This is a genomic window from Candidatus Pelagibacter bacterium nBUS_27, from assembly GCF_051200985.1.
Classification (GTDB): Bacteria; Pseudomonadota; Alphaproteobacteria; order Pelagibacterales; family Pelagibacteraceae; genus Pelagibacter.
Genome location: NZ_CP172845.1, coordinates 297,009 through 320,993, shown reverse-complemented (window position 1 = coordinate 320,993; position 23,985 = coordinate 297,009). Strand labels below are relative to the sequence as shown.

The 23,985-nt window shown below is 30.7% G+C and carries 24 protein-coding genes; 13 read left to right on the top strand and 11 right to left on the bottom strand.

The genetic code is table 11. The annotated features are described in order from the left end of the window. Positions 1-3: 3 nt before the first annotated feature. The 10 genes from ACIJYG_RS01690 to ACIJYG_RS01645 all read left to right on the top strand — a co-directional run bounded on the left by ACIJYG_RS01690 (position 4) and on the right by ACIJYG_RS01645 (position 9,204). Positions 4-426, top strand: a complete 423-nt coding sequence (locus ACIJYG_RS01690) for a hypothetical protein (protein WP_435097812.1) — start codon at positions 4-6, stop codon at positions 424-426. 127 nt (positions 427-553) lie between these two features. Beyond that, complete coding sequence (locus ACIJYG_RS01685; protein ID WP_435088737.1) at positions 554-1,954, top strand: ammonium transporter; 1,401 nt, start codon at positions 554-556, stop codon at positions 1,952-1,954. Between the two features lie 11 nt (positions 1,955-1,965). Then, positions 1,966-2,190 (top strand): hypothetical protein, encoded by a 225-nt coding sequence (locus ACIJYG_RS01680; RefSeq protein WP_435088736.1) that lies wholly within the window; start codon positions 1,966-1,968, stop codon positions 2,188-2,190. A gap of 61 nt (positions 2,191-2,251) precedes the next feature. Beyond that, on the top strand, positions 2,252-2,404 hold the full coding sequence (locus ACIJYG_RS01675; RefSeq protein ID WP_435097809.1) for a hypothetical protein: 153 nt from the start codon (positions 2,252-2,254) through the stop codon (positions 2,402-2,404). Between the two features lie 10 nt (positions 2,405-2,414). Continuing rightward, positions 2,415-3,293, top strand: a complete 879-nt coding sequence (locus ACIJYG_RS01670) for a class II glutamine amidotransferase (protein WP_435097806.1) — start codon at positions 2,415-2,417, stop codon at positions 3,291-3,293. Positions 3,294-3,296: 3 nt separating this feature from the next. Next, positions 3,297-3,977 carry a protein glxC gene (locus ACIJYG_RS01665; RefSeq protein WP_435097803.1) on the top strand — a complete coding sequence of 227 codons (681 nt, stop codon included), beginning with the start codon at positions 3,297-3,299 and terminating at the stop codon, positions 3,975-3,977. A 2-nt stretch (positions 3,978-3,979) separates the two neighbouring features. Next, positions 3,980-5,287, top strand: coding sequence for an FMN-binding glutamate synthase family protein (locus ACIJYG_RS01660; RefSeq protein ID WP_435097800.1), 1,308 nt, complete (start codon positions 3,980-3,982; stop codon positions 5,285-5,287). A gap of 34 nt (positions 5,288-5,321) precedes the next feature. Then, positions 5,322-6,647: a type III glutamate--ammonia ligase gene (gene glnT, locus ACIJYG_RS01655; RefSeq protein WP_435097797.1), complete on the top strand. Its 1,326-nt coding sequence runs from the start codon at positions 5,322-5,324 to the stop codon at positions 6,645-6,647. Positions 6,648-6,650: 3 nt separating this feature from the next. Then, positions 6,651-7,781, top strand: a complete 1,131-nt coding sequence (locus ACIJYG_RS01650) for a diaminopropionate ammonia-lyase (protein WP_435097794.1) — start codon at positions 6,651-6,653, stop codon at positions 7,779-7,781. Between the two features lie 4 nt (positions 7,782-7,785). Beyond that, positions 7,786-9,204: a cryptochrome/photolyase family protein gene (locus tag ACIJYG_RS01645; protein ID WP_435097791.1), complete on the top strand. Its 1,419-nt coding sequence runs from the start codon at positions 7,786-7,788 to the stop codon at positions 9,202-9,204. A 13-nt stretch (positions 9,205-9,217) separates the two neighbouring features. Here ACIJYG_RS01645 and ACIJYG_RS01640 read toward each other — a convergent pair whose 3' ends face one another. From ACIJYG_RS01640 to ACIJYG_RS01605, 8 genes are read right to left on the bottom strand one after another with little or no spacing between them, the layout of a single operon-like run. Next, positions 9,218-9,637 (bottom strand): secondary thiamine-phosphate synthase enzyme YjbQ, encoded by a 420-nt coding sequence (locus ACIJYG_RS01640; RefSeq protein ID WP_435097788.1) that lies wholly within the window; start codon positions 9,635-9,637, stop codon positions 9,218-9,220. After that, on the bottom strand, positions 9,634-10,689 hold the full coding sequence (gene zapE, locus ACIJYG_RS01635) for a cell division protein ZapE (RefSeq protein ID WP_435097785.1): 1,056 nt from the start codon (positions 10,687-10,689) through the stop codon (positions 9,634-9,636). The genes ACIJYG_RS01640 and zapE overlap by 4 nt, the downstream gene beginning before the upstream one ends. Next, on the bottom strand, positions 10,689-11,120 hold the full coding sequence (locus ACIJYG_RS01630) for a hypothetical protein (protein ID WP_435097782.1): 432 nt from the start codon (positions 11,118-11,120) through the stop codon (positions 10,689-10,691). Before ACIJYG_RS01630 ends, zapE begins: the two co-directional genes overlap by 1 nt. Positions 11,121-11,122: 2 nt before the next feature. Beyond that, complete coding sequence (locus ACIJYG_RS01625; protein ID WP_435097779.1) at positions 11,123-12,421, bottom strand: PQQ-binding-like beta-propeller repeat protein; 1,299 nt, start codon at positions 12,419-12,421, stop codon at positions 11,123-11,125. Then, complete coding sequence (locus tag ACIJYG_RS01620; RefSeq protein ID WP_435097776.1) at positions 12,414-13,058, bottom strand: hypothetical protein; 645 nt, start codon at positions 13,056-13,058, stop codon at positions 12,414-12,416. Before ACIJYG_RS01620 ends, ACIJYG_RS01625 begins: the two co-directional genes overlap by 8 nt. A gap of 2 nt (positions 13,059-13,060) precedes the next feature. After that, positions 13,061-15,730 carry an aconitate hydratase AcnA gene (gene acnA, locus ACIJYG_RS01615; RefSeq protein WP_435097773.1) on the bottom strand — a complete coding sequence of 890 codons (2,670 nt, stop codon included), beginning with the start codon at positions 15,728-15,730 and terminating at the stop codon, positions 13,061-13,063. A 7-nt stretch (positions 15,731-15,737) separates the two neighbouring features. Then, positions 15,738-16,328 (bottom strand): LysE family translocator, encoded by a 591-nt coding sequence (locus tag ACIJYG_RS01610; RefSeq protein WP_435097770.1) that lies wholly within the window; start codon positions 16,326-16,328, stop codon positions 15,738-15,740. Positions 16,329-16,330: 2 nt separating this feature from the next. Further along, positions 16,331-16,672, bottom strand: a complete 342-nt coding sequence (locus ACIJYG_RS01605; RefSeq protein WP_435097767.1) for a tRNA-binding protein — start codon at positions 16,670-16,672, stop codon at positions 16,331-16,333. 27 nt (positions 16,673-16,699) lie between these two features. Here ACIJYG_RS01605 and argE point away from each other — a divergent pair, with 27 nt between their 5' ends. Next, positions 16,700-17,890: an acetylornithine deacetylase gene (gene argE / locus ACIJYG_RS01600; protein WP_435097764.1), complete on the top strand. Its 1,191-nt coding sequence runs from the start codon at positions 16,700-16,702 to the stop codon at positions 17,888-17,890. On the opposite strand, the gene ACIJYG_RS01595 is transcribed toward argE, so the two are convergent. Then, positions 17,887-19,323: an aldehyde dehydrogenase family protein gene (locus ACIJYG_RS01595; RefSeq protein ID WP_435097761.1), complete on the bottom strand. Its 1,437-nt coding sequence runs from the start codon at positions 19,321-19,323 to the stop codon at positions 17,887-17,889. The genes argE and ACIJYG_RS01595 overlap by 4 nt on opposite strands. A 20-nt stretch (positions 19,324-19,343) precedes the next feature. Beyond that, the gene (gene speB, locus ACIJYG_RS01590) at positions 19,344-20,303 is read right to left on the bottom strand and encodes an agmatinase (protein ID WP_435088718.1); all 960 of its coding nucleotides are present in this window, start codon (positions 20,301-20,303) and stop codon (positions 19,344-19,346) included. A gap of 56 nt (positions 20,304-20,359) precedes the next feature. Here speB and ACIJYG_RS01585 point away from each other — a divergent pair, with 56 nt between their 5' ends. Both ACIJYG_RS01585 and ACIJYG_RS01580 read left to right on the top strand, forming a co-directional pair. Continuing rightward, a complete protein-coding gene (locus ACIJYG_RS01585; RefSeq protein ID WP_435088717.1) occupies positions 20,360-21,082 on the top strand; it encodes a putative zinc-binding metallopeptidase in 723 nt (240 codons plus the stop codon). Positions 21,083-21,084: 2 nt separating this feature from the next. Continuing rightward, entirely contained in the window at positions 21,085-21,729 is a 645-nt protein-coding gene (locus tag ACIJYG_RS01580; protein WP_435097758.1) for a peptidylprolyl isomerase, read from the top strand. A gap of 2 nt (positions 21,730-21,731) precedes the next feature. Here ACIJYG_RS01580 and ACIJYG_RS01575 read toward each other — a convergent pair whose 3' ends face one another. Next, positions 21,732-23,954, bottom strand: a complete 2,223-nt coding sequence (locus ACIJYG_RS01575; RefSeq protein ID WP_435097754.1) for a 3-hydroxyacyl-CoA dehydrogenase NAD-binding domain-containing protein — start codon at positions 23,952-23,954, stop codon at positions 21,732-21,734. Positions 23,955-23,985 lie beyond the last annotated feature (31 nt).

The following is a 23,985-nucleotide window of genomic DNA, read 5'->3' as shown; positions in this document are numbered from 1 at the left end:
ACTATGGCTAAGAAAAAAACAAAAAAAACAAAAGCAAAAAGCAAAGTTAAAAAAGAGAAAAAACTAAAGCTTGGTACTTTTAAAGAAACAGCAAGAGAAAAACTAATTGGCCAACATATTGGTTATAGATATGATGTAAACTTACTTCCTGATTATAAAAGAATTACTCCATTTCTTAAAAAATATGTAGAAGCTATGGGTTGGGATGATCTTAACTGGTTAGAAGATGTTCATATGGGTTATGAAGAAGGAAAACCAGCTGTATTTTGTAGAAACGCAAATGGCTGGGTTACTATTCCAAAATCTATTAAACTTCCTAACAACCAACAAGATAGAGATATGATTGCAAGAGAACTTTTGGTTAAGTTTCAAATGTCTCCAAAACATCCTCTTGTTGATTTGAAAAAAGCTTACTTAAAATTCTAATAAAACAATCTTAAGTTGATATTTAATTAAAAACCTAGTGTTCACGCTAGGTTTTTAAGTATTGTTTTGTTTGTCACACCTTACAAAATTTTATAGGCTTCCATTAAACTAATATGGGAGAGAGATTATGACTGATCAGTTAGGTGCTCTTACAACCATATTTACAGAATTTTACTACTGGGTAACAGTGGTACTGATGTTTTTAATTCACGTCGGTTTCTGTATGTATGAAGTTGGAGCTTCTCGATACAAACATCACCAACATACTCTTATGAAAAATACAATGCTGATACCTTTGGTAACAGTAACTTGGTTTTTCTTTGGTTGGTGGATTTACTGGGCATTTCCAACAGGACCTGGAATTGCACCTTCAATAATGAATGAAAGTGCTGCATTGATAACCGATGAAAGTACTTTTAGTGCTAAATGGTATGCACCAAATACTGAATTTATGGCGGTTAACTTAGGTGACCACATATCTGGAGTATTCTGGGCTGCGTTCTTACTATTTTCATGGACAGCTGCTTCTATTGTTTCAGGAGCAATCATTGAAAGAATTACAACTTTTGCATTTGGAATTTTAGCAATTGCAATAGGTTCGTGTTTCTGGGTAATTGATGCTGCTTGGGGATGGCACTTTGATGGCTGGATGCTTAAAATTTTAGGATATCACGATGCTTATGCATCAGGAGTAATTCACGCAATTGCGGGTGGATTTGCTTTAGGTGTTCTAATGGTTTTAGGACCTAGAATTGGAAAATTCTCATCAAGTGGTGAGCCAAGAAATATAGGACCAAGAAATCCTTGGCTAGTTACAGTTGGGTTGTTTTTAATCTATACTGGTTTCTGGGGATTTTATGCGGCATGTAATATACCGATATTTGATCTTGGACCTGAGTATGGAATGGAAGGTGTAACATACTGGACAGCTACAAACATATATGTAACCCCTACTACACTTAGTGGTATAACTTATAACTTCTTGATGTCATTATCAGGAGGATTATTAGCTGGATATGTGATCGCCAAAGGTGATCCTTTTTGGACTTACTCAAGTGGACTAGCAGGTATCATCTGTGCTTCAGCTGGAAATGATTTGTATCATCCAATTCAAGCAATGATTATCGGTATGATCGGTGTTGTTGTTGCATACAAACTACATTACTGGGTTGAACGTAAGTTCAAAATTGATGATGCAGTTGGTGCAGTAGCAGTACATGGTTATGCTGGTGTTGTTGGTCTTATCATATGTGGATTTGTTTTAAATGGTTACCCATCATCTGGTTACAGTGTTGGCGCTATGTGGGACGGATCAACTTATGCATCAATCAATCCATTAGGTCAATTTCTAGGAGCAATAATAATGTTCGTAGTTCTTGGACTAATACCAGGCTATGTCATAGCTAAGATACTAAGCGCATTTGGTAAATTAAGAATACCGCGTGATGTTGAAATAGCTGGACTAGACTATGATATGATGGAATCTGCTAAAAAAGATGAACGAGCAGTTTCATCTGCAACTAGGTAAAGGAGAAAAATATGGCTACAGTTACAAACTGGATAGATCATTTAAGTGCTAAGGAGGTTGTCGGTGCAGTTTATCCGGGAGCTGGATCTAGTGAAACTTTACTGGTTATTTTAGGTATAGTTATCTGGATTGGTTGGCATGTTATTACTAACAATTCTGAGAGTGAGGAACTTTCAAAATTGGCTAGAAAAAGACATGGTGCTAATGATCATAAAAGCAATATTACCGATTGGTAATATAAAATAAAAATTTGGGCGCTACTTGATTGTGGCGCCCTTTTTTTTATAATCTATATAAATGAGCGATAATAATAACGAAGATCTTAGACCTACTAAAATGAGAGGTGTTTTATTTCCTAAAGCTAAATATGGAGTGATAGCGGCTATTATCATCATTGTTGTGGTCAATCTTATCTACTATAAGGGTTTTATAATTTCTTTAATAAACTAAACCAAAACTTATGTGTGGGATTGTTGGCATTTATTTAAAAACAAAAAAATATGAAAAACATTTAGGTAAATTTTTATCTGGAATGTTAGATGGTATGGCAACAAGAGGACCTGATAGTGCAGGTTTTGCGATTTACACGAAAGAAAATAAAAATACTTTTAAATATTCTATCTGTCTTAATGAAATAAAAGAAAAAGATTTCAAAAAGAAAATATCAAAATTTATAAAGAAGATTAAGTTAACTAGTTATGCGGATCATGTTATTTTAGAAACTAACGAAAAACCCTCTAAAATATTAGATTTATTAAAAAAAGAGACTTCAGAAGTATCGTTAGTAGGTTACGGAAAAAGTATAAATATTTTCAAACAAACTGGTAACCCAAAAGATGTTGTTAAAAAATTTAAATTATCCTCTTTTTCAGGTACGCATGGAATTGGTCATACAAGAATGGCTACTGAAAGTGCAATAACTACACAAGGTTCTCACCCCTACTCCACATCAGAAGATGAATGTTTGGTTCATAATGGATCACTATCAAATCATAATAATGTAAGAAGATCTCTTGTAAAAGATGGTCAAAGCTTTAATTCTGAAAATGATACTGAGGTTGCTGCTGGATATATTTCAAATCAAATATCAAAAGGTAAGGACTTAGAAAAAACATTAAAAAATAGTTTAAAAGATTTAGATGGGTTTTATACTTTTATTGCAGGTACAAAAGATGGCTTTGCATTATTGAGAGATGAAATTGCTTGCAAGCCAGCTGTTGTTGCTGAGACTAAAGATTATGTTGCGGTTGCATCTGAGTTTCAAGCTATGGCGCATCTTCCAAATGTAAATTCAGCAAAAATTTTTGAACCAAAACCTGGTGTAGTATATCACTGGTAATTTATGAACTTTGATTTAAACAAAAAAACTTTAAGAGAAGTAAATCAACATCTACAAAATGTTGATAGAAAAAAAAATACTAGAAAGTTCGAAATTTTAAACCCTCAAGGACAACACGCTATATGTGCAGGTTTGAAAGATGATATTGATGTAACAGTCAAAGGTCATACAGGATATTACTGTGCAGGCATGAATCAAAAAGCAACTGTTACAGTTCATGGAAACGTTGGAACTGGTGTGGCTGAAAATATGATGTCAGGTAAAATTGTTGTTAAAGGTAACGCCTCTCAATCAGCTGGTGCCACAGGTCATGGGGGTGCATTAATTATAGAAGGAGATGCAAGCTCTAGATGTGGAATATCAATGAAAGGAATTGATATAGTAGTTAAAGGTTCTGTTGGCCATATGTCAGCTTTTATGGCACAAAAAGGTAATTTAGTTGTAATGGGTGATGCAGATGCTGATCTTGGAGACTCAATTTATGAAGCTAAGATATTTGTAAAAGGTAATGTTAAAAGCTTAGGTGCAGATTGTGTGGAAAAGAAAATGGATAAAAAGAATATAGATGAATTAACAAAACTATTTAAAAAACTCAATATTTCAGAAGATCCTAAAAAATTTAAAAGATATGGTTCTGCTAGAAATTTATATAATTTTAAAATTGATAATGTGGGTGCATACTAAATATGAAAAAAGATCTTAAAGAATTTAAAACATTTCCAAGCTCTACAATAAAAGAAATTCAAAGAGCAGCAAACGAAGGGATTTATCAAATAAGAGGATTGGGTGCTAAAAGAAAAGTTCCTGATTTTGATGATCTTGTTTTTTTAGGCGCATCGATGTCCAGGTACCCATTAGAAGGTTACAGAGAAACATGTAACACTTCAGTTATTTTAGGAGATCGATTTGCAAAAAAACCGATCAAACTAGATATTCCAATTACAATTGCTGGGATGAGTTTTGGAGCACTCGGTGCTAATGCAAAAGAAGCTTTAGGCAGAGGAGCATCTGCAATGGGAACCTCAACAACTACTGGTGATGGTGGTATGACACAAGAAGAGAGAGGTTCTTCAAAATATTTAGTTTATCAATTACTACCTTCTAGATATGGCATGAATCCTGATGATTTAAGAAAAGCGGACGCTATTGAAGTTGTAGTTGGACAAGGAGCAAAACCTGGTGGTGGTGGAATGTTGCTCGGTCAAAAAATTAATAAAAGAGTTGCAGGAATGAGAGCCTTGCCAGAAGGAATTGATCAAAGAAGTGCTTGTAGACATCCTGACTGGACTGGCCCAGATGATTTAGAAATTAAAATTCAAGAACTTAGAGAAATTACAAATTGGGAAAAACCAATTTATATAAAAGTTGGAGCTGCAAGACCTTTTTACGATACCACATTAGCTGTAAAAGCTGGTGCAGATGTTGTTGTACTTGATGGAATGCAAGGTGGAACAGCTGCTACTCAAGATGTTTTTATTGAACACGTTGGAATTCCAACCTTAGGTGCATTAAGAGAAGCTGTTGATGCTTTAAAAGAATTAAATATGCATAGAAAAGTTCAGCTTGTTGTTTCGGGTGGTATTAGAACTGGTGCAGATGTTGCAAAAGCAATGGCAATGGGTGCAGATGCTGTATCAATCGGCTCTGCTGCAATGATGGCTTTAAACTGTAATGCTGACTTATATGTTGAAGATTATAAAAAACTTGGAACCGAACCTGGTTATTGTCATCACTGTCATACAGGAAGATGTCCAGTAGGTGTTGCAACACAAGATCCTAAACTAGAAAAAAGATTAAACCCAATTGAAGCTGGTAAAAGAATTAAAAATTATTTAACAACTTTAACCCTAGAGTTGCAAACGTTAGCTAGAGCTAATGGTAAATCAGATGTTAGAAACTTAGAACCTGAAGATCTAGCTGCCCTAACAGTTGAGGCCGCTGCTATGGCAAGAGTTCCTCTAGCTGGCACAGATTGGATACCTGGAAAAAAATAATTGAATAAAACTTTTTAAACAAGTAGGATTAATCATGCCAAAAAATCTTTCACAAATTGCCAAACAAAAAAAAATAAAATATTTTCTAATAAGTTTTGTTGATCTTTTTGGAGTTTTAAGATCTAAATTAGTTCCAGCTCAAGCCATAAGTGAGATGCAAAAAAATGGAGCTGGCTTTGCTGGGTTTGCTACATGGTTAGACATGACACCTGCTGACAGTGACATGTTTGGAGTGCCTGATCCTGATAGTTTAATTCAATTACCATGGAATAAAGAAATTGGTTGGCTGGCATCAGATTTATACATGGACGGAAAACCTGTAAAGGCTTCACCAAGAGTGATGCTGAAAGAGCAAATTAAAAAGATGTCTCAAAAAAAATTACAGATGAAGTCTGGAGTTGAATGTGAATATTTTTTAATTTCAGAGGATGGATCGTCAATTGCTGATCAAAGAGATATTCAATCTAAGCCTTGTTATGATCAATCAGCTTTAATGAGAAGATATGATTTAATTAAAGAGATATGTGACTGCATGATTACAATGGGCTGGAAGCCCTATCAAAATGATCATGAAGACGCTAATGGTCAATTTGAGATGAATTGGGATTATACAGATTCATTAATTACAGCTGATAGACATGTATTTTTTAAATATATGGTTAAAAGTTTAGCTGAAAAACATGGTTTAAGAGCAACCTTCATGCCAAAACCCTTTCATAATTTAACTGGAAACGGTTGTCATGCTCACGTTTCAGTATGGAATGGTAAAGATAATAAATTTTTAGATAAAAAAGATACGCTTGGTTTAAGTAAATTAGCTTACAATTTCTTAGGAGGCGTAATGAACAATACTCAAGCTTTATCAGCCTTTTTTAATCCAACAATCAATAGTTACAGAAGAATTAATGCTCCACCGACAAAGTCTGGTGCAACTTGGTCGCCAAGTAGCATTTCTTATACAGGAAATAACAGAACACACATGATTAGAATTCCAGATCAAGGAAGATTTGAATTAAGATTAATGGATGGTGCTGCCAACCCATATTTACTTCAAGCAGGAATAATTGCTGCAGGTCTTGAAGGAATTAATAAAAAATTAAATCCTGGAAAACCATTACATTGCAATATGTACAAGGATTATAAAAAATATCCAAAACTAAAAAAATTACCTAATGATGTTAATCAAGCAATTTCTATGCTTCAAAAAAGTAAATCTCTTGCTGATGCCTTTGGAAAAGATGTAATTGAAAGCTACATAAAGCTTAAAAATTCTGAGATAAAAGACTTTAAGAGTAAGTTTTCATTTAATAAGAAAAAACCAGTCACTAAGTGGGAAAAAGATAATACTTTAGACTGTTAGATTATGGCAACTTTATCTAATGGTCATCAATGGAAGTATTCTGAATTTTTAGATAATAAAAATTATTCGTTTGATAAAAAACAAATTTTCAATTCACTATCCGAAAAAGAAATTGATGATGCTTATTCTAGTATTTCAAAATGGGAAGGATATGCCCCTACTCCATTAATATCTCTTAATAAATTATCTAATGAGTTAGATTTAAATAAAATTTATTACAAAGATGAAAGTAAAAGATTTGATTTAAAATCATTTAAAGCACTGGGAGGTGCCTATGCAGTTGAAAAAGTAACACAAGGAAATAAAAATATCACTGTTGCAACTGCAACTGCTGGAAATCATGGAAGATCTGTTGCATGGGGTGCTAGAAGATTAGGACTTAAGTGTAAAATCTTTATTAGTGAGTTTGTTAGTGATGCTAGAGGTCAAGCTATGGCAGACCTTGGTGCAGATGTAATTAAAGTAAAAGGCAATTACGAAAAATCACTAATAGAATGCATTAAGCAATCCACAGAAAATAATTGGCAAATAGTACAAGATGTTGCTTGGAAAAATTATATGCAAGTTCCAACATACACTATGGCTGGTTACACAGTTATGATGAAAGAAATTATTGATCAAATTAACAATGAAAAAATTTCTCATATGATTTTACAGGCAGGTGTTGGTGGAATGGCTGGCGCTATGGTTGCTGGTATTGCAAGGTACTTAGATAACGTTCCTGTTACATTGGTTGTTGAACCTGATAGTGCAGCTTGTGTTTTAGAAAGTATTAAAACAGGAAAAATAGAAAAAATTGATATTAAAAGAGAAAGTCTTATGGGTGGTATGTCGTGTGGAGAAGTATCATTAGTCCCATGGGAAATTCTAAAAAATTCAGTTAAACATTGCATCAGTTTACCCGATGATGATATTGCAAAAACTATGAAATTACTTGGAAACTCAGGTTTTAGTGATGAACCTATTATAGCTGGAGAAAATTCTGCACCAGGAGTGATTAGCTTAATTGCTAGTTGTGAGGATCAAAATTTAAAACAAAATTTAAAATTAGATCAAAATTCAAATGTTTTAGTTATTGGTTGTGAGGGTGATACAGATCAAGAAATGTACCAAAAATTAGTTAATCAAAATTAATTGTATGCCAGATACAGGGATTTTTTGGATAAGAGATGATTTTAGAATAGAAAATAATCCTGCATTGTCATTTGCAACTCAAAATCATGACAATGTAATTGCTCTATTTATCTATAATAATAAAAATTTTGATAATCAAACTGAAGCTCAAAAATGGTGGGTCTCAAAATCATTAGAAGTTTTTAAAACAGACTTATCAAAATATAATATCAATCTTCAAATAGTTAAGAGTGATGAATTGGATGTTTTCTCTAAGATCAAAAAAAAAGACAATCTTACAGTATATTGGAATAAAGTTTACGAACCAGATGTAATTGCTAAAGGAAAAAAAATTAGAGATGTTTTTATAAAAAATGAAATTAACTTTAAATATTTCAAAGGAAATATTTTAAATGAATTTCAGGAAGTAACTAAAAATGATGGAACACCCTTCAAAGTATTTACTCCCTTTTGGCGAACTGCTGAGCAAAAATATTTAAGTTTAGCTCCTGCTAAAAATTATATTGTTAAAAAAAAGACTAAAGAAAAAACTTTTTTTAAAAACTGTATTGAACCAAAAAATATTTTACCCAAAAACAATTGGTATAAAAAATTTGATAAATACTGGAAAATTTCTGAGAGTAATTCAAAAAAAATTTTAAATGATTTAATAGAGAGTAAAATTAAAGACTATGGAACTACAAGAGACATTCCCTCAGTTGAAGGAACTTCAAAACTTTCACCTTATATTAAACACGGTCAAATTCATGTAGCAAGTATTTGGAAAAAATGTGGTGAAATCAAATCTAAAGGAATTGGTTACAGAAAATATATTAATGAACTTGGGTGGAGAGAATTTTCACATAGTTTAATTAATTATTTTCCAGAATTTTTGAAAGGTAATTATAGGAAAGATTTTGATAAATTTCCTTGGGTCAAAAATGATAAATATCTTAAAGCATGGAAAACAGGAATGACTGGTTATCCAATAGTTGATGCAGGTATGAGAGAATTATACGAAACTGGCTGGATGCATAATAGGGTTCGTATGGTAGTTGGATCTTTTTTAGTTAAACATTTGAGAATTAATTGGACTGAAGGAGAAAAACATTTCAGAAATTGTTTGTTAGATTTTAATAAAGCAAATAATGTTGCGCAGTGGCAGTGGGTTGCTGGCTGTGGTGCGGATGCTGCACCTTATTTTAGAATTTTTAATCCAATCTTACAGGGAGAAAAATTTGATAAAGAAGGACTTTATGTAAAAAAATGGGTGCCAGAATTAGATAAAGTGCCAAATAAATTTGTTCATAAGCCTTGGGAAATGGAATTAAAATACCAACAAGCGATCAAAACAATTATTGGAAAAGATTATCCACAACCAATAGTTATTCATGAAAAAGCTAGAGCCTCTGCTCTAGATGCCTTTAAGACCTTAAAAAAATAAGCATTTAAATAGATTAATTCCCAATAAAATGATGAATTATTGTTCTATTTTGAGGGTTTAAACGATGTTCAAATAGATATAGGCCCTGCCAGGCACCTAGTAATAATTCACCCTCTCTAATACTTAATGAGATTTGATTATTGGTTAATGCAGACTTGATATGCGCAGGCATATCATCCTTTCCTTCCTTGGTATGGACATATAGTTTGTTATCCATAGGAGCTAATTTATCAAAATAATTTATTAAATCTGATTGAACATCTGGGTCAGCATTTTCTTGTACAATTAAAGATGCACTGGTGTGTTGAATACTTAAATTAAGTATTCCATTTTTAAAATTATTTTTGCTAATCCATTCAATTGTTTGATTGGTAAATTCATATAATTTTTGACCACTAGTATCTATTTGAAGATTATAAAATTCTTGTTTCATTGATTTTTGATAATTGATGTTAGCTCATACAACCGGCTAATAGTACGTTTAAATGGTTTTTCTAATAATTTTGATGAGGTAAATTCATCAAGGTTTTGGTTTGCTGTAACTGATATTGGAATATTTTTGTCATAAATTACATCTAATAAAGTAATGAAACGTTGTTGTTGATTTGAATTAATATCATTAAATTGTGGTATTTGATCTATTACAATAAATTTACAATTTTTAATGATTTCTAAATAATCTTCTGCACCTAAATTTTTATCACATAACTCATTAAAGTTAAATCTTACAACTCCTTCATAAAAATTTTCTATTTTAAAATCTCTACCTTTAACATTGATTGTTTTTAACAAGTGTTTTTTATCTTTTGTAATAGTTCTAAAAAATTTATTTATTTTAAAATTAGTTTCTTGATTAAGTGGATAAAAATATCTTTGTTTTTGATTATTGTTTGATTTTCTATAATCGTCTTCAATCTTAAGCTCACATTCTATAGACTTTTGTTCCATAATCTTAATGAATGGTTTAAATTGATCCCTTTGGAGACCATCTTTATATAATTCAGAGATTTTAGTATTAGAAGTTACAATAATTTTAATATCTTCTTTAAAAATTTGATCAAATAATTTTCCTAAAATCATAGCATCAACTATATTTGTGACTTGAAATTCATCAAAATAAATTAATGAAGACCTTAATTTTAAATTTTTTACAAATTGATTGATTATATTTTCTTCTTTTTCTTTTTTTTGATAAACAAAGTCATGAAAACTCAACATAAACTCGTTGAAGTGTAATCTTAACTTTTTTTCTTTTAAATGATCAAAAAAAAAATTTAAAATCATGGTTTTACCTACACCAACATCACCATATAAATAAAAACCTTTTTTAGACGATTTTTTTAAAAACAATTTTGAAAAATAAGATTGAAAATTTCCTTGGTGGTATTGCTCTAATCTCTTAATAACTTCTATTTGATTTGAATTAACTTCTAATTGTTGATTATTGCAATACGATATAAATTCTTTTTGAAATTTTTTTACCATTAATTTTTTTTAGTTTTGAAATCGATACCATATTCTGATCTAGAACCTTTTCGTAAACCAAAAGGACCAGAAATAAAAATTGTCATCGGTTTTGTATCTTCTTTTAAGTCTACTCTATGATGAACATTTGCAGAACGAAATCCTATGTAGCCAGGTCTTCTCCAAAACTTGCCTTTTTTGGTAGTTTCCCAATATCCTCCTCTTAAAATAATAGTAATGTAAGGACATAGATGATTGTGAACACCTTCACCATGGTCGTCTGCAAGCATTTCATGAATTAAAATGTTAAATGGAAACCATTTAGGTCTATATCTAAACAAAACATAATATCTATTTAACCAAGGTTTAGCCTCGTTATATCTTGGGTGGGAGGGTCCACGGTCTAAAACAATTTTTTTTCTTCCAATTTTATCTAAAAATTTCAAGAACATTCTTAATTATACTGAATGATGGATCCGTTTTTAATAACAAATAAATTTTGATTAAAGATAAAAGGTTTTGATGTAAAATCTCCTGAAATTTTTTCAATACCAATTACATTACCGAGATCTAGTTCTGCAATTATCATTTTTCCATCTGTATTTGTTAAATATAATTGTGTATTACCAATGGCAAATCCTACTGGATTAATATCTTTTCGTTTTTTAGCCTTATAGTTTATATAAAGATCAGTGATACGAATAATATTTCCTTTATTCTTTTCAACTACATATAAGTAGCCATTATTAGATACGGTAAAAAGTAAATTTCCAATTGTTATTGGAGTTAAGTTTGAATTAATCTCATTAATCCAATTTATTATCCCTGTTTTAGCATCTAATGAATAAAATTGATTTTTATTATTTGAAAAGAAGATTGATTTACCATCAGAAACTAATTTTGAAATTTTGAATCTATAGGTTTCATTTATAATATTACTGCTTTGCGTGGGTAACTGCCATGTTATCAACCCTGTTTCTATATCAACTGCTGTAATATCACCTATGGAATTACTGAATATAATATTATCATCAATTATAATTAATGAAAATTTAGAGTTAGATATTGTAAACGAGTCTTCTGTTTGTAAATTCCAACATTCTGTACCATCGATAATATTGTAACATCTTAAAGTATTTTTATAATCAACTACAAAAAATTTGTTTTTTTTAATTTTTATTTCAGAGTTAAATGGATACATGTTGTTATTGGACCAATTTAATGCACCTGTAGTAACATTTACTGAATAATATTTCGCTATATTGTCTACAATTAATAAATCTTCACCTGATAAAGCAAAATCTAATTTAGGTTTTAATTTTTTTTCAGATTTTGAATAATGATTTTTTTTCCACAAAACCTTTTGTTTATTATCATATCTAGAAATTGATCCTTTTTTATCAAAAAATATCAAACCATTATCAAAAAAGATTGGTTTAAAGTTAAGTTGATTTACATTCTCTATTTTTGAAAATCTATAATTACCTATTTTATTAATTAAACCACTATAATCTTGTGACCCATAATCATTATTATTGTCTACAATTTTATTATTTGTTTTAATTTTTGAAAGATCTAATTTTATTCCTTGATTAAATTCTTCAGTAATTTTTTTCTCTTCTAAAAATACTTTTTGGATATTTTTTTGATTATTTAAATTTTTTTCTTTATTTTTCCATATGCGCGATTCTTCATTAGGAGAGCAATTATTTAGTAAAAATAATGATAATATTAATATGGTTAATCTATTCACTCAAATCTCTATTCAATCTTCTTTCAGTTTGTAACTTTATATCTGAATTTGAGTTTTCTAAACTGATTATTTGATTGAAAAATTCTTTTGATTTTTGTTTTTGATCTTTTGAATAAAAATACTCAGCCATTAAATACAAAGCATGTGATTTCCATACACTTTTAGAATTAATCAATGGGTTTAAAATTTTTAATAGATCACTTTCTTGAGCTTGATCAGCGTTAAATAAAGCTTTTTTATAGATAATTAAGTTCTTTATTTCATTATCTAAAGATGTTTTTTCAATCAGAATATCAAAATAGTTATTTATATCACTTTGATTGGAAACTAATTCATTATCGATAATAAAATACAAAGATAAAGGAGAATAAGTTGGGTCTTGTTTGTTAATAATTTCAATTAAATTTTGAACTGTTTTATTTTTAGTATTTTCTGCGTAGGCTAAAGTAGTTAAGTTAAATTTATTAGATATTTCTCTTTTTTTATTAGTTTTATATTTATCAAAACTGTAAGCTCCAATTAAAATAATAATCAAAATTACTACTGTTGAGATAATTTTATTTTTATTATTAATAAAAAAGTTTCTAACTTTTTCATTTCTAGTATTGCTATTTATAATTGAAATATCTTCTTCCATAATTAAATCATGTTCCTTAAAACATATTGGAGTATGCCTCCATTTTTATAATATTCTAATTCATTTTTAGTATCAATTCTGCATAATGTTTTAACTTTTTTGATATCTCCTGAAGCATATTTTATCTCAACAGTCACTTCATCAGATGGATTAATACCTTTTTCAACATCAAGAACGCTTATCAATTCTGATCCAATTAGATCTAAATTTTTTCTATTTATATCATTCGTGAATTGTAAAGGTAAAATTCCCATACCTATTAAATTTGATCTATGAATACGTTCAAAACTTTCAGCAATAACTGCTTTAACACCTAATAGTTTTGTTCCTTTTGCAGCCCAGTCTCTCGAAGAACCAGTTCCATACTCTTTGCCACCTATTACAACTAAATCTGTACCTCTTTTTTTATACTCAACAACTGCATCATAAACAGGTAATACTTTTTCTTCTGGATAAATTTTTGTAAAACCACCTTCAGTTCCTGGTGCCATTTCATTTCTAATTCTAATATTTGCAAAAGTGCCTCTCATCATTACTTCATGATTTCCTCTTCTTGATCCATAAGAGTTATAATCTTTTGGAAGAATTTGATGTTCCATAAAATATTCTCCAGTTGGACTTTCTTTTTGGATATTTCCTGCAGGTGAAATATGATCTGTTGTAACCATATCTCCTAAAATCAATAATGGTCTTGCGTCTTTGATTTCTTTAAATCCTTCAGGCTCGTCTGGTAAATTGTCAAAGAATGGAGGTTTTTTTACATAAGTTGATCCCTCATCCCAACTGTAAATACTACTTTCTTCTGTTTTAATTTTTTGCCATTGACTAGGTCCTTCAGAAACATTTGAATATCTTTGAATAAACATTTCTGCATTTAAAGAGTGTTTTAAAGTATCTTCAATTTCTTTATTTGATGGCCAGATATCCTTTAAGTAAACATCATTACCTTCTTTATCTTTACCAAGTGCATCCTTATATAAATCAACTTCCATATGACCAGCAATTGCATAAGCAACAACCAATGGAGGAGATGCTAAATAATTAGCCTTGATGTGAGGGGAAATTCTTCCTTCAAAATTTCTATTTCCAGATAAAACAGAAACTGAGTAAATATTTTCTTTTTGGATCGCATCTACTATATTTTCAGGTAATGGACCTGAGTTACCAATACAAGTTGTGCAACCATAGCCTACAAGATTAAAGCCTAATTTGTCTAAATAAGTGTTTAATCCAGCTTTTGCTAAATAATCAGTTACTACTTGAGAACCCGGTGCTAAAGAAGTTTTAACCCAGGGTTTTACTTCTAGTCCTAATTCAACAGCCTTCTTGGCAAGTAAACCAGCACCAATTAAAACATTTGGATTCGAAGTATTGGTACATGAAGTTATTGCTGCAATTAAAATTGAACCATCTTTAATTTCATAATCAGTATTAGAAACTTTAGAAATAGAATGATCTTTTTTATTTGTTGCATCTTCTAGAACTTTTTTAAATGAGGTGGGTGCATCAGTTAACAACACTTTATCTTGAGGTCTTTTAGGTCCAGAAATTGTTGGAACTACTGTAGACATGTCTAATGAGATTGTATCTGTAAATTCTATTTCATCACTTGCCCATAAACCTTGTTCTTTTGCATATTGCTCAACTATATCGACTGTGTGCTGATCTCGTCCAGAAAATTTTAAATATTTTAATGTTTCATCATCGATTGGAAAAAAGCCACATGTTGCGCCATACTCTGGAGCCATGTTCGCAATCGTTGCTCTATCAGCAAGAGTTAAATTTTTTAAACCCTCTCCATAAAATTCTACAAATTTTCCAACTACACCTTTGTCTCTTAACATTTTAACTACTGTTAAAACTAAATCAGTTGCTGTTGTTCCTTCGGGCATTTTGTTTTTAACTTCAAAGCCTATTACCTCGGGAATTAACATGGAAATTGGCTGACCTAACATTCCTGCTTCAGCCTCAATTCCTCCAACACCCCAACCCAGTACAGACAATCCATTGACCATGGTAGTATGACTATCAGTGCCAACTAATGTATCTGGAAATAAATACTTATCTCCTTGGAACTCTTCAGACCAAACTACTTTAGATAAATATTCTAAATTTACCTGATGACAAATACCAGTTCCTGGTGGAACTATTCTAAAATTATTAAATGCTTGTTGGCCCCATTTTAAAAAAGAGTATCTTTCTCCATTTCTTTCAAATTCAATATCAACATTATTTTCAAAAGAATCTGATTTAGCAGACTGATCTACTTGAACAGAGTGATCAATTACAAGGTCTACCGCAGATAATGGATTAATAGTATTTGGATCTTTATTTTTATCTTTTACTGCTTCTCTCATAGCAGCTAAATCAGCAACAGCAGGAATACCTGTGTAATCTTGAAGTAAAACTCTAGCTGGTCGGTATGCAATTTCAGTATTTGATTTTTTTGATTTTAACCACTCTTTAATTGAATTAATTTGATTTTTATTTACTGATAAATCATCCTCATATCTTAATAAATTTTCTAAAAGAACCTTTAAAGATTTTGGTAATTTCGAAATACCTTCAAGACCATTTTCTTCAGCTTTTTTAAGTGAATAATATTTATAGTTTTTGTCACTGATTGATATATCAGCAAGAGATTTGTAAGAATTTTTTGTTCCTGGTTTCATAATTTCTTTAGTAATAAAAAGTTGCTATACAACTTATTAGGAGCGTTGACATAACATAATTAAACCATTTAATAAATTTCTCATTTGTCGCGAATTTCCTCATAAATTTACCTAAAAAAGTCCAAAAAATAATGCTTATGATTGCAAATAAAAAAGCGACTCCTAACATCCATGATGAATATTTAATAAAGTTAATTCCTGATTCTGTATAGGTTGATGCTGCTATTACAGCAACAATCACACCTTTTGGATTTAAAAATTGATAAAAAAAAGTTTCAACAAAACTTACAGGTTCAAGATTATTTTTTTTGTCAGATGATTTTGAAAATGAAATTTTATATGCAAGATAAATTAAAAAAATTGTTCCCGTTCCAATTAAAATTTTTTGTATAATTGGATATATATTGAAAATATTAATTAATCCAAAATTAACTATTGCCAACATTGTTGTAAACCCAAATATAACGCCCAGCATTAATGGAACTGATTTTTTTATTCCATGATTAAATCCGGAATGAGATGCAACAACATTATTGGGGCCAGGTGAACAACTAGTTACAAACATAAACAATGAAAGTGATAAAATTTCTGGATGCATTCTTATGCTATAGGTAGACCGTCCTCAGATTTTTGAGACGGATGAACTAAAATTACTTTTCCTTCTTTGTCTATTGATCCTAAAATAAGCACTTGAGATACCACACCTGCAATATTTTTTTCAGCAAAATTACATACACCAATTACTTGTTTGCCTTTTAAATTTTCTTCATTGTAATAATGGGTAATTTGAGCTGAAGATTGCTTAATTCCTATTTCATGTCCAAAATCAACCTCAACTACTAAAGATGGTTTTCTAGCTTTTTCATTTTTTTTAACAGAAATGACAGTTCCTACACGAATGTCTATTTTGTCATAGTCATCAAAGGTAATTTGTTCTTTCATATATTTAATATATAATAGAACCTAAATATGAGTACAGAAAATAATTCAGAGCTATTATTTGATAATTCAGTTAAAATTTTAACAGACTTAATAGGTTTTAAAACTATTTCAGGAGAAGATAATAGTTCTTTAATTGACTACTGTGATGATATTTTAAAAAAACTTGGTGCAACTTCTTTTAGAACGTATGATGATGAAAAAAAAAGAGTAAATCTATTTGCGACACTTAAATCTAAGAATTCTAACACAAAAAAATCAATAATTTTATCAGGCCATACAGATGTTGTGCCTGTTTCGAAAGGTTGGAGCTCTGATCCTTTTACAGCTACAGTTAAAGCAGACAAATTATATGGAAGAGGCTCATGTGATATGAAAGGATTTATTGCTTGCGCTTTAGCTTATGCTCCTATTTTTTCTAAATCAAATTTAAACAGAGACATCCATTTTTCTTTTACATTTGATGAGGAGACCGCGTGTCAGGGAGCCCCAATATTAATTGAAGAATTAAAAAAAAGAAATATTAAAGATGGCATTTGTATTATTGGTGAACCAACTAATATGAAAATCATTGATGCTCATAAAGGTTGTTATGAATACACAACTTACTTTAAAGGTTTAGCAGGTCATAGTTCAGCTCCCCACAAAGGGGTAAGCGCTGTTGAGTATGCCTCAAGATATGTAAATAAATTAATTGAATTAAGAGAAAAACTTAGAGAAAGCGCACCAAAAGACTCTATTTTTGATCCACCCCATTCTACTCTTTCTATCGGTGGCATCTTTGGTGGGATAGCTCACAATGTAATAGCTGATAAGTGTCATGTTAATTGGGAAACAAGACCTGTTGTAAAAGAAGACGGTGTGTTTTTAAATCAAGAAATAGACAAATATGCAAATGAAGTCTTGCTTCCAGATATGAAAAAAATTTTTCCTAATGCTTCAATTGAAAAAAATATTATTGGTGAAATAGTTGGATTTGACAGAGAGGATAAATCAGATGCCTGTGAATTAATCTCAAGTTTAACTGGTGACAATTCTAGACAAGTGGTTTCTTTTGGAACTGAGGCAGGTTTATTTCAAGAAATAGGAATTAGCACAGTAGTTTGTGGTCCTGGATCCATAGAACAAGCTCACAAAATTGATGAGTTTATCGTTCTAGATGAGCTTAAAAAGTGTTTAGATTTATTGGATGGGATAAAAAAAAATTCTATTCCTAATTAATCGCTCCAACCACTAACTGATTTAACTTCAAGAAATTCTTCAAGACCATATTTTCCAGCTTCTCGACCAATCCCAGAATGTTTATAGCCTCCAAAAGGTGCATCAGGTGCAGGACCTGCGCCATTAATATCAACCATTCCTGATCTTAATTTTTTAGCCACACGATTAGCTTTTTCTTTATCTTGAGTTTGTATAAAATTTAAAAGTCCGTACGGAGTATCATTTGCTATTGTTATTGCTTCTTCCTCTGTTTCAAAAGGAATAATAGATAGCACAGGTCCAAAAATTTCAGTTCTTGCAATTTGCATTTGATTATTAACATCCGCAAAAGCTGTAGGTTTAACAAAGTATCCCTTGTCTAAACCATCTGGCTTACCTGTTCCACCCGCAACTAGCTTTGCTCCTTCATCAATTCCAACTTGGATTAATGATTGAATTTTATCAAATTGAGTTTTTGAAACAACTGGACCTATATGATCGCCCTCTTTTGATGCAACATCAACTTTCATTGAATTAGCAAAATTTTTAACTCTCTCGACTGCTTCATCGTACATTGATTTCTCAACTAGCATTCTTGTTGGTGCATTACAAGATTGACCTGTATTTCTAAAGCATCTTAAAGCTCCTCTCTCTACTGCTTCAGCATCTGCGTCTTTAAAAATAATATTTGCCCCTTTTCCTCCAAGCTCTAGACTTACTCTCTTAAAATCTTTTGATGCGTTTTCAGAAATTAAAGCTCCAGCTCTAGTAGATCCAGTAAAAGAAATCATATCTACATCTGGATGACTTGTTAAAGTATTACCTGTAACTGCTCCATCCCCATTTACTAAATTAAACACACCTTTTGGTAATTTAATTTCATCTATCATTTCAGCTAATATTATAGAAGATAGAGGTGAAATTTCAGATGGTTTAAGAACCATAGTACATCCACTCGCTATTGCAGGAATTACTTTTAAACATGTTTGGTTCATTGGCCAATTCCATGGAGTAATTAGTGCACAAACACCTTTTGGTTCATGTAAAATTTTACAGTTGGGCGCATGTTCTCCAAGATTTTCTTCAAAATTATATTCTTTTAATACCTTAATAAATGTTTTGATATGACTTGCCCCTGTACCGGCTTGAAGTTGAGTTGAAAAATCTATTGGTGCTCCCATTTCAAGAGAAATTGCTTGAGCCATATCTGCCCATCTCTTTTTATAAACGGCATAAAGTGCTTCTAAATATTTTAATCTGTCTTCCTTTGAAGAAAATGCCCAAGTCTCAAAAGCTTTTGTTGCTGCACTAACAGCATCATTAACATCTTCAATCCCACCTAAAGATATTACCGCACATTCCTCTTCTGTTGAAGGATCTATTACTTTTATGTCATTAGGTTTTTTTGGAGAAACCCATTCACCATTGATATAAAATTTTTTCTTATCTAGCATTTTGAGAAACTATCCTTTCTTTATGATTTTGCAAATAAATTTGTTAATTCGTAAACAATTGTTGCGGCAGCCAATGATGTAACTTCAGCATGATCATATGCGGGAGAAACCTCTACCACATCAGCAGATACTAAATTTAATCCTGAAAGTCCTCTTAAAACATTAACCATCTCTCTTGTTGTCATTCCAGCAATCTCAGGTGTTCCTGTACCTGGTGCAAAAGCAGGGTCAAGCACATCTATATCTATTGATAGATATAAAGGATTATCGCCTACTCTTTTCTTAATTCTTTCAGCAATTTTATCTGTTCCTTCTGTCTGAAATTCATCACAATGAATTATTTTAAATCCAAAACTTTCATCATTTTTAATATCATCTCTACTATATAAAGGGCCTCTAATACCTACGTGCATTGAAGCATCATCTAAAAATAAACCTTCCTCTCTTGCTCTTCTAAACGGAGTTCCATGCGTATAAGGCGCACCAAAATAAGTATCCCAAGTATCTAAATGAGCATCAAAATGTACTAGAGCAACTGGGCCATTACATTTTTTATTAATCGCTCTAAGAAGTGGTACTGCGATTGTATGGTCTCCACCTAAACTAATTATACCACCTACTTTATTTAATAAATCTGTTGCCCCAGCTTCAATTTGTTTTATGGCTTCATCAATACTAAATGGGTTGCAAGTAATATCCCCAGCATCTGCAACTTGTTGAACCTTGAAAGGCTCTACATCATAACTTGGATGATAATTGGTTCTCAAATGTCTTGAGGCTTGTCGAATACTTTGTGGTCCAAATCTTGCACCTGGTCTATAACTTGTACCAGCATCAAATGGCACTCCCACAATTGCAACATCACAACTTTCAACATCTCTTAACTCTGGTAATCTTGCAAACGTTGATGGGCCGGCAAATCTTGGGACCTTTGTTCCACTGACAGGCTGAATAGGATTTTTGTTGCGATCTTTTTTCATCTATAAACAAAATGTACCACATTCTTTTTAAATCGAATATCATCTAAATTGTATTTATGAAGATTTTTAAGCTGATTTTAATATCATTTTTTTTAATAACCTCAGCAAATTCGAACTCTATTTACAATCTAATCAAAATCCCAAATTTAGAAATATACGAATTAAAAACACCTAACAAACTCAAATATTTATATGCAAAAAAACCATTTAGACTTGGTGTTCAAAAAAATATAGCCTGCAGCAACTCAGACAAGAGGACATATGATGAAAAATATCAGATAATATCTAACAATTTAAAAAAATACTCAAAAGAATTTTTAAAAAAAATTAATCTTAAATATATTGTCATGTGTGAAGATCTCTCAATCTCAGGAATTAACACAGCTGGTATTCCAGATCATTTAATGAAAACATTAATTCTAGATCTTAAATTTGATAAAAAATATTTTGAAAGAGTAATTCACCATGAATTGTTTCATATTATTAATGATGGTTTTAAAGATTTGTTTAATGAAGATGAATGGAAAAAATTTAATAATCCAAATTTCAAATATGCAGAATGCTCCACTTGTTCAAAAAAATTAGGTCTTGATACATATAAAGATACTAACGGTTTTTTTACTGAATATTCAATGACAATTCCTTCTGAAGATATGGCGGAAGTATATTCACATTTAATATCTGGTAACTATAAAGTTTCAAATGATGAAATTCTTAATAAAAAAATTAAATTTATTAAAGATAAGTTAAATAAAATTGATAATACTTTTGTATTTTAAATATGATTAAAATAGTTAAAGCTTCATTGCATGAAAAGTTGATTTTTATATTTTTAATACTATTGGGAATTTTTACTTTAAGTTTCACAATCTTAATTAAAAATAAATGTTTATTCGTAAAAAATATTAATCCTCAAGAGATTAATTTTGAAAAACCAAAAAATATTGTTATCCTCAATGCTGAATGTGGAAATGTTATAATTGAACTTTATCCTGAAATATCTCCAAATGGAGTTGAGAGATTTAAAAAATTAATTAATTTAAAAGCATATGATGATGTTGCTTTCCACAGAGTGATTAAAGATAAACTTGTTCAAGCTGGTGATCTTGAATATGGAAAAAGAAGTCAGTTAGACTATGGTAAAATTGGAACTGGAAAATCTGGATTAGGTTTAATTAAGTCTGAAATTGATGCTGAATTTAATTTTAAAAAAGGAACTGTCGGCTTAGCAAGATCTTTAAAATATGACACTGAAGACAGTCAATTTTTTATTATCCTTGATGATGAACCATTATTTGAGGGAGAATATACTCCCGTAGGAAAAGTAATTTACGGTATTAAAGTTTTAGAAAAAATTAAATATTCTCATAGATCTGAATATGTACTTAGACCTGATTTTTTAAATACAGTTAGGATGTTTAAGTAAAATTAATTTACTAGTGGCTTACCTGTTGCAAGTGTATGTTTAATTCTATCTTGAGTTTCGTTAGTTTCAATTAACCTCATAAAAGCATCTAATTCTAACTTATATAAATCATCTTCTGATAATGATTTGTCAATTGAAGTGTCACCACCACTTAATACATGAGCTAATTCTTGAGCAACCTTTAGCCCATGATCTAAAATAACTTTATCATTGTAGAGTTTTTCTAAAATCTTATTCATTTCTGGAAGGACTGTTTTTCCTGGAAGATTAAATTTTGTCTCTGATGGTGATTTGAAGTCTTTATTATTTTGTAAAATTTCTTTTGAGACTTCAAACAAACTGTTTCTATTCATAATTTTTTTATCTTCAGGTTTTAAATATTTCATTGGCTCAGCCTCAACAGGAGAAGTTGCTGTCTTACCATAACCAATTATATCAAATACCTTAAGAGGAGCATAATTTGGGTCTTTTTCAGCTTCTTCAGTATCAAGCCATCTAGCCAACATTTCCTTACAACCACCTCCAGCAGGAATTAAACCAACTATAGTTTCAACTAAACCAACAACAATATTTGTGTGAGAAGCTACAAAATTACTTTGAACCATCACTTCAAAACCACCACCAAGAGTTAAGCCTGATGGAGCTGAGATTACTGGATATTTGGAATATTTTAGATGCTTACATGTTTCTTGAAAATATTTAATAAATTTTTCAATAGATTTAAAATCACCTTTATTTGCAAAATCCATCGTATAGGTTAAATTTACTCCAGCAGAAAACTGCATACTTTCATTGATGATAATTAAAGGTTTGTCAGTTGCCTTTTTAAGAGCATCCATTGAATCATAATCAAGTGCGTTAGCTTTAGTTGTAAATTCAACAATATTATAATCATTAAAACGGTAAATCTGAGCTGAATTATTTCCATCAATACCCACAGCTTTTTTCTTAACTTTTCCTAATGTCTCAATTTCAGTATATTTTTGTCTTGAACCATAAAAATCTTGATTTTTACTTTTAGATAAATTTTCTAAAAATTCATTTCCGTTAAAGTTATCAATTTTGTTGAAAAAATTTTCAACACCAATTTCTTCCAACATCTCAAATGGGCCTTTGGCCCAATTAAAACCTAATCTCATTGCTTCATCAATGTCATTAAAATCTTTTGTAATACTAGGTACTAAAGACGATGAATATTTTATGATTTTTGAAATAACCGACCAAGCGTACTCACCAAATTTATCTTCTCTTGAAATCAAAGATTTAAGATCAACTTTATCTGTACCTATGTTAATTTTCTTACTTATTGAATACTCACCAGTTTCAAGGTTAATTGCTTCCATAACCTTCGTTGCACCAGTTTTATTCATTCGGTAAAAACCACCCTTACCTTTTCGACCTGTATAACCTGTTGCAATTAGTTTTTTTACAAGAAGGATTTCTTTAGCGACTTCTTGAAAAGGATCATTTGCTGACAATTCTTTAATGAAACTTTTAAGAACATCAGCCATTAAATCAATTCCAATTAAATCATAAAGGCCAAAAACTCCTGTTTTTGGAATTCCCATTGGTCTTCCAAATATTGCATCCGCTTCCTCAATACTTAATTTCATTTTAAAAGCTTCGGTCATAGCAACTTGCATTGCAAAAACACCTATTCTATTCCCTAGAAATCCTGGAGTATCATTACAAACAATTGCTCCTTTTCCAAGCTCCACCTCACAAAACTTCTTTAACGAGTTTATTTTAGCTAAATCATTATTTTCATTTTTAACTATTTCTAATAAGCCCATATACCTCACAGGATTAAAAAAGTGAGTGATACAAAAATCTTTTTTTTCTTCTGGTGTTAATTTTTCAGATAAAACTTTAATAGGAATGGATGAAGTATTTGATGAAACAATTGCTCCCTCTTTTCTATTTTTGAAAATTTTTTCGTAAATATTATGCTTTATATCAATTCTCTCAACTACTGCTTCAACAACCCAATCAGCTTCTTTGACCACATCAAAATTATCATTAATATTACCTACTTTAATATTTTCAATTTGTGATTTATCTAACAGTAACGGTGGTTTTGACTTGAATATTCTATCCCTCGCTTTTTCCGATATTTCTGTTGTAAGATCCAACAATGTAACTGGTACTTTTGCATTACATAAATGAGCTGCAATCCCACTCCCCATGGTTCCTGATCCAATTACTACAACTTTTTTAATATCCATAATTTAATTTTGAGAAGAAATTTATATTGAA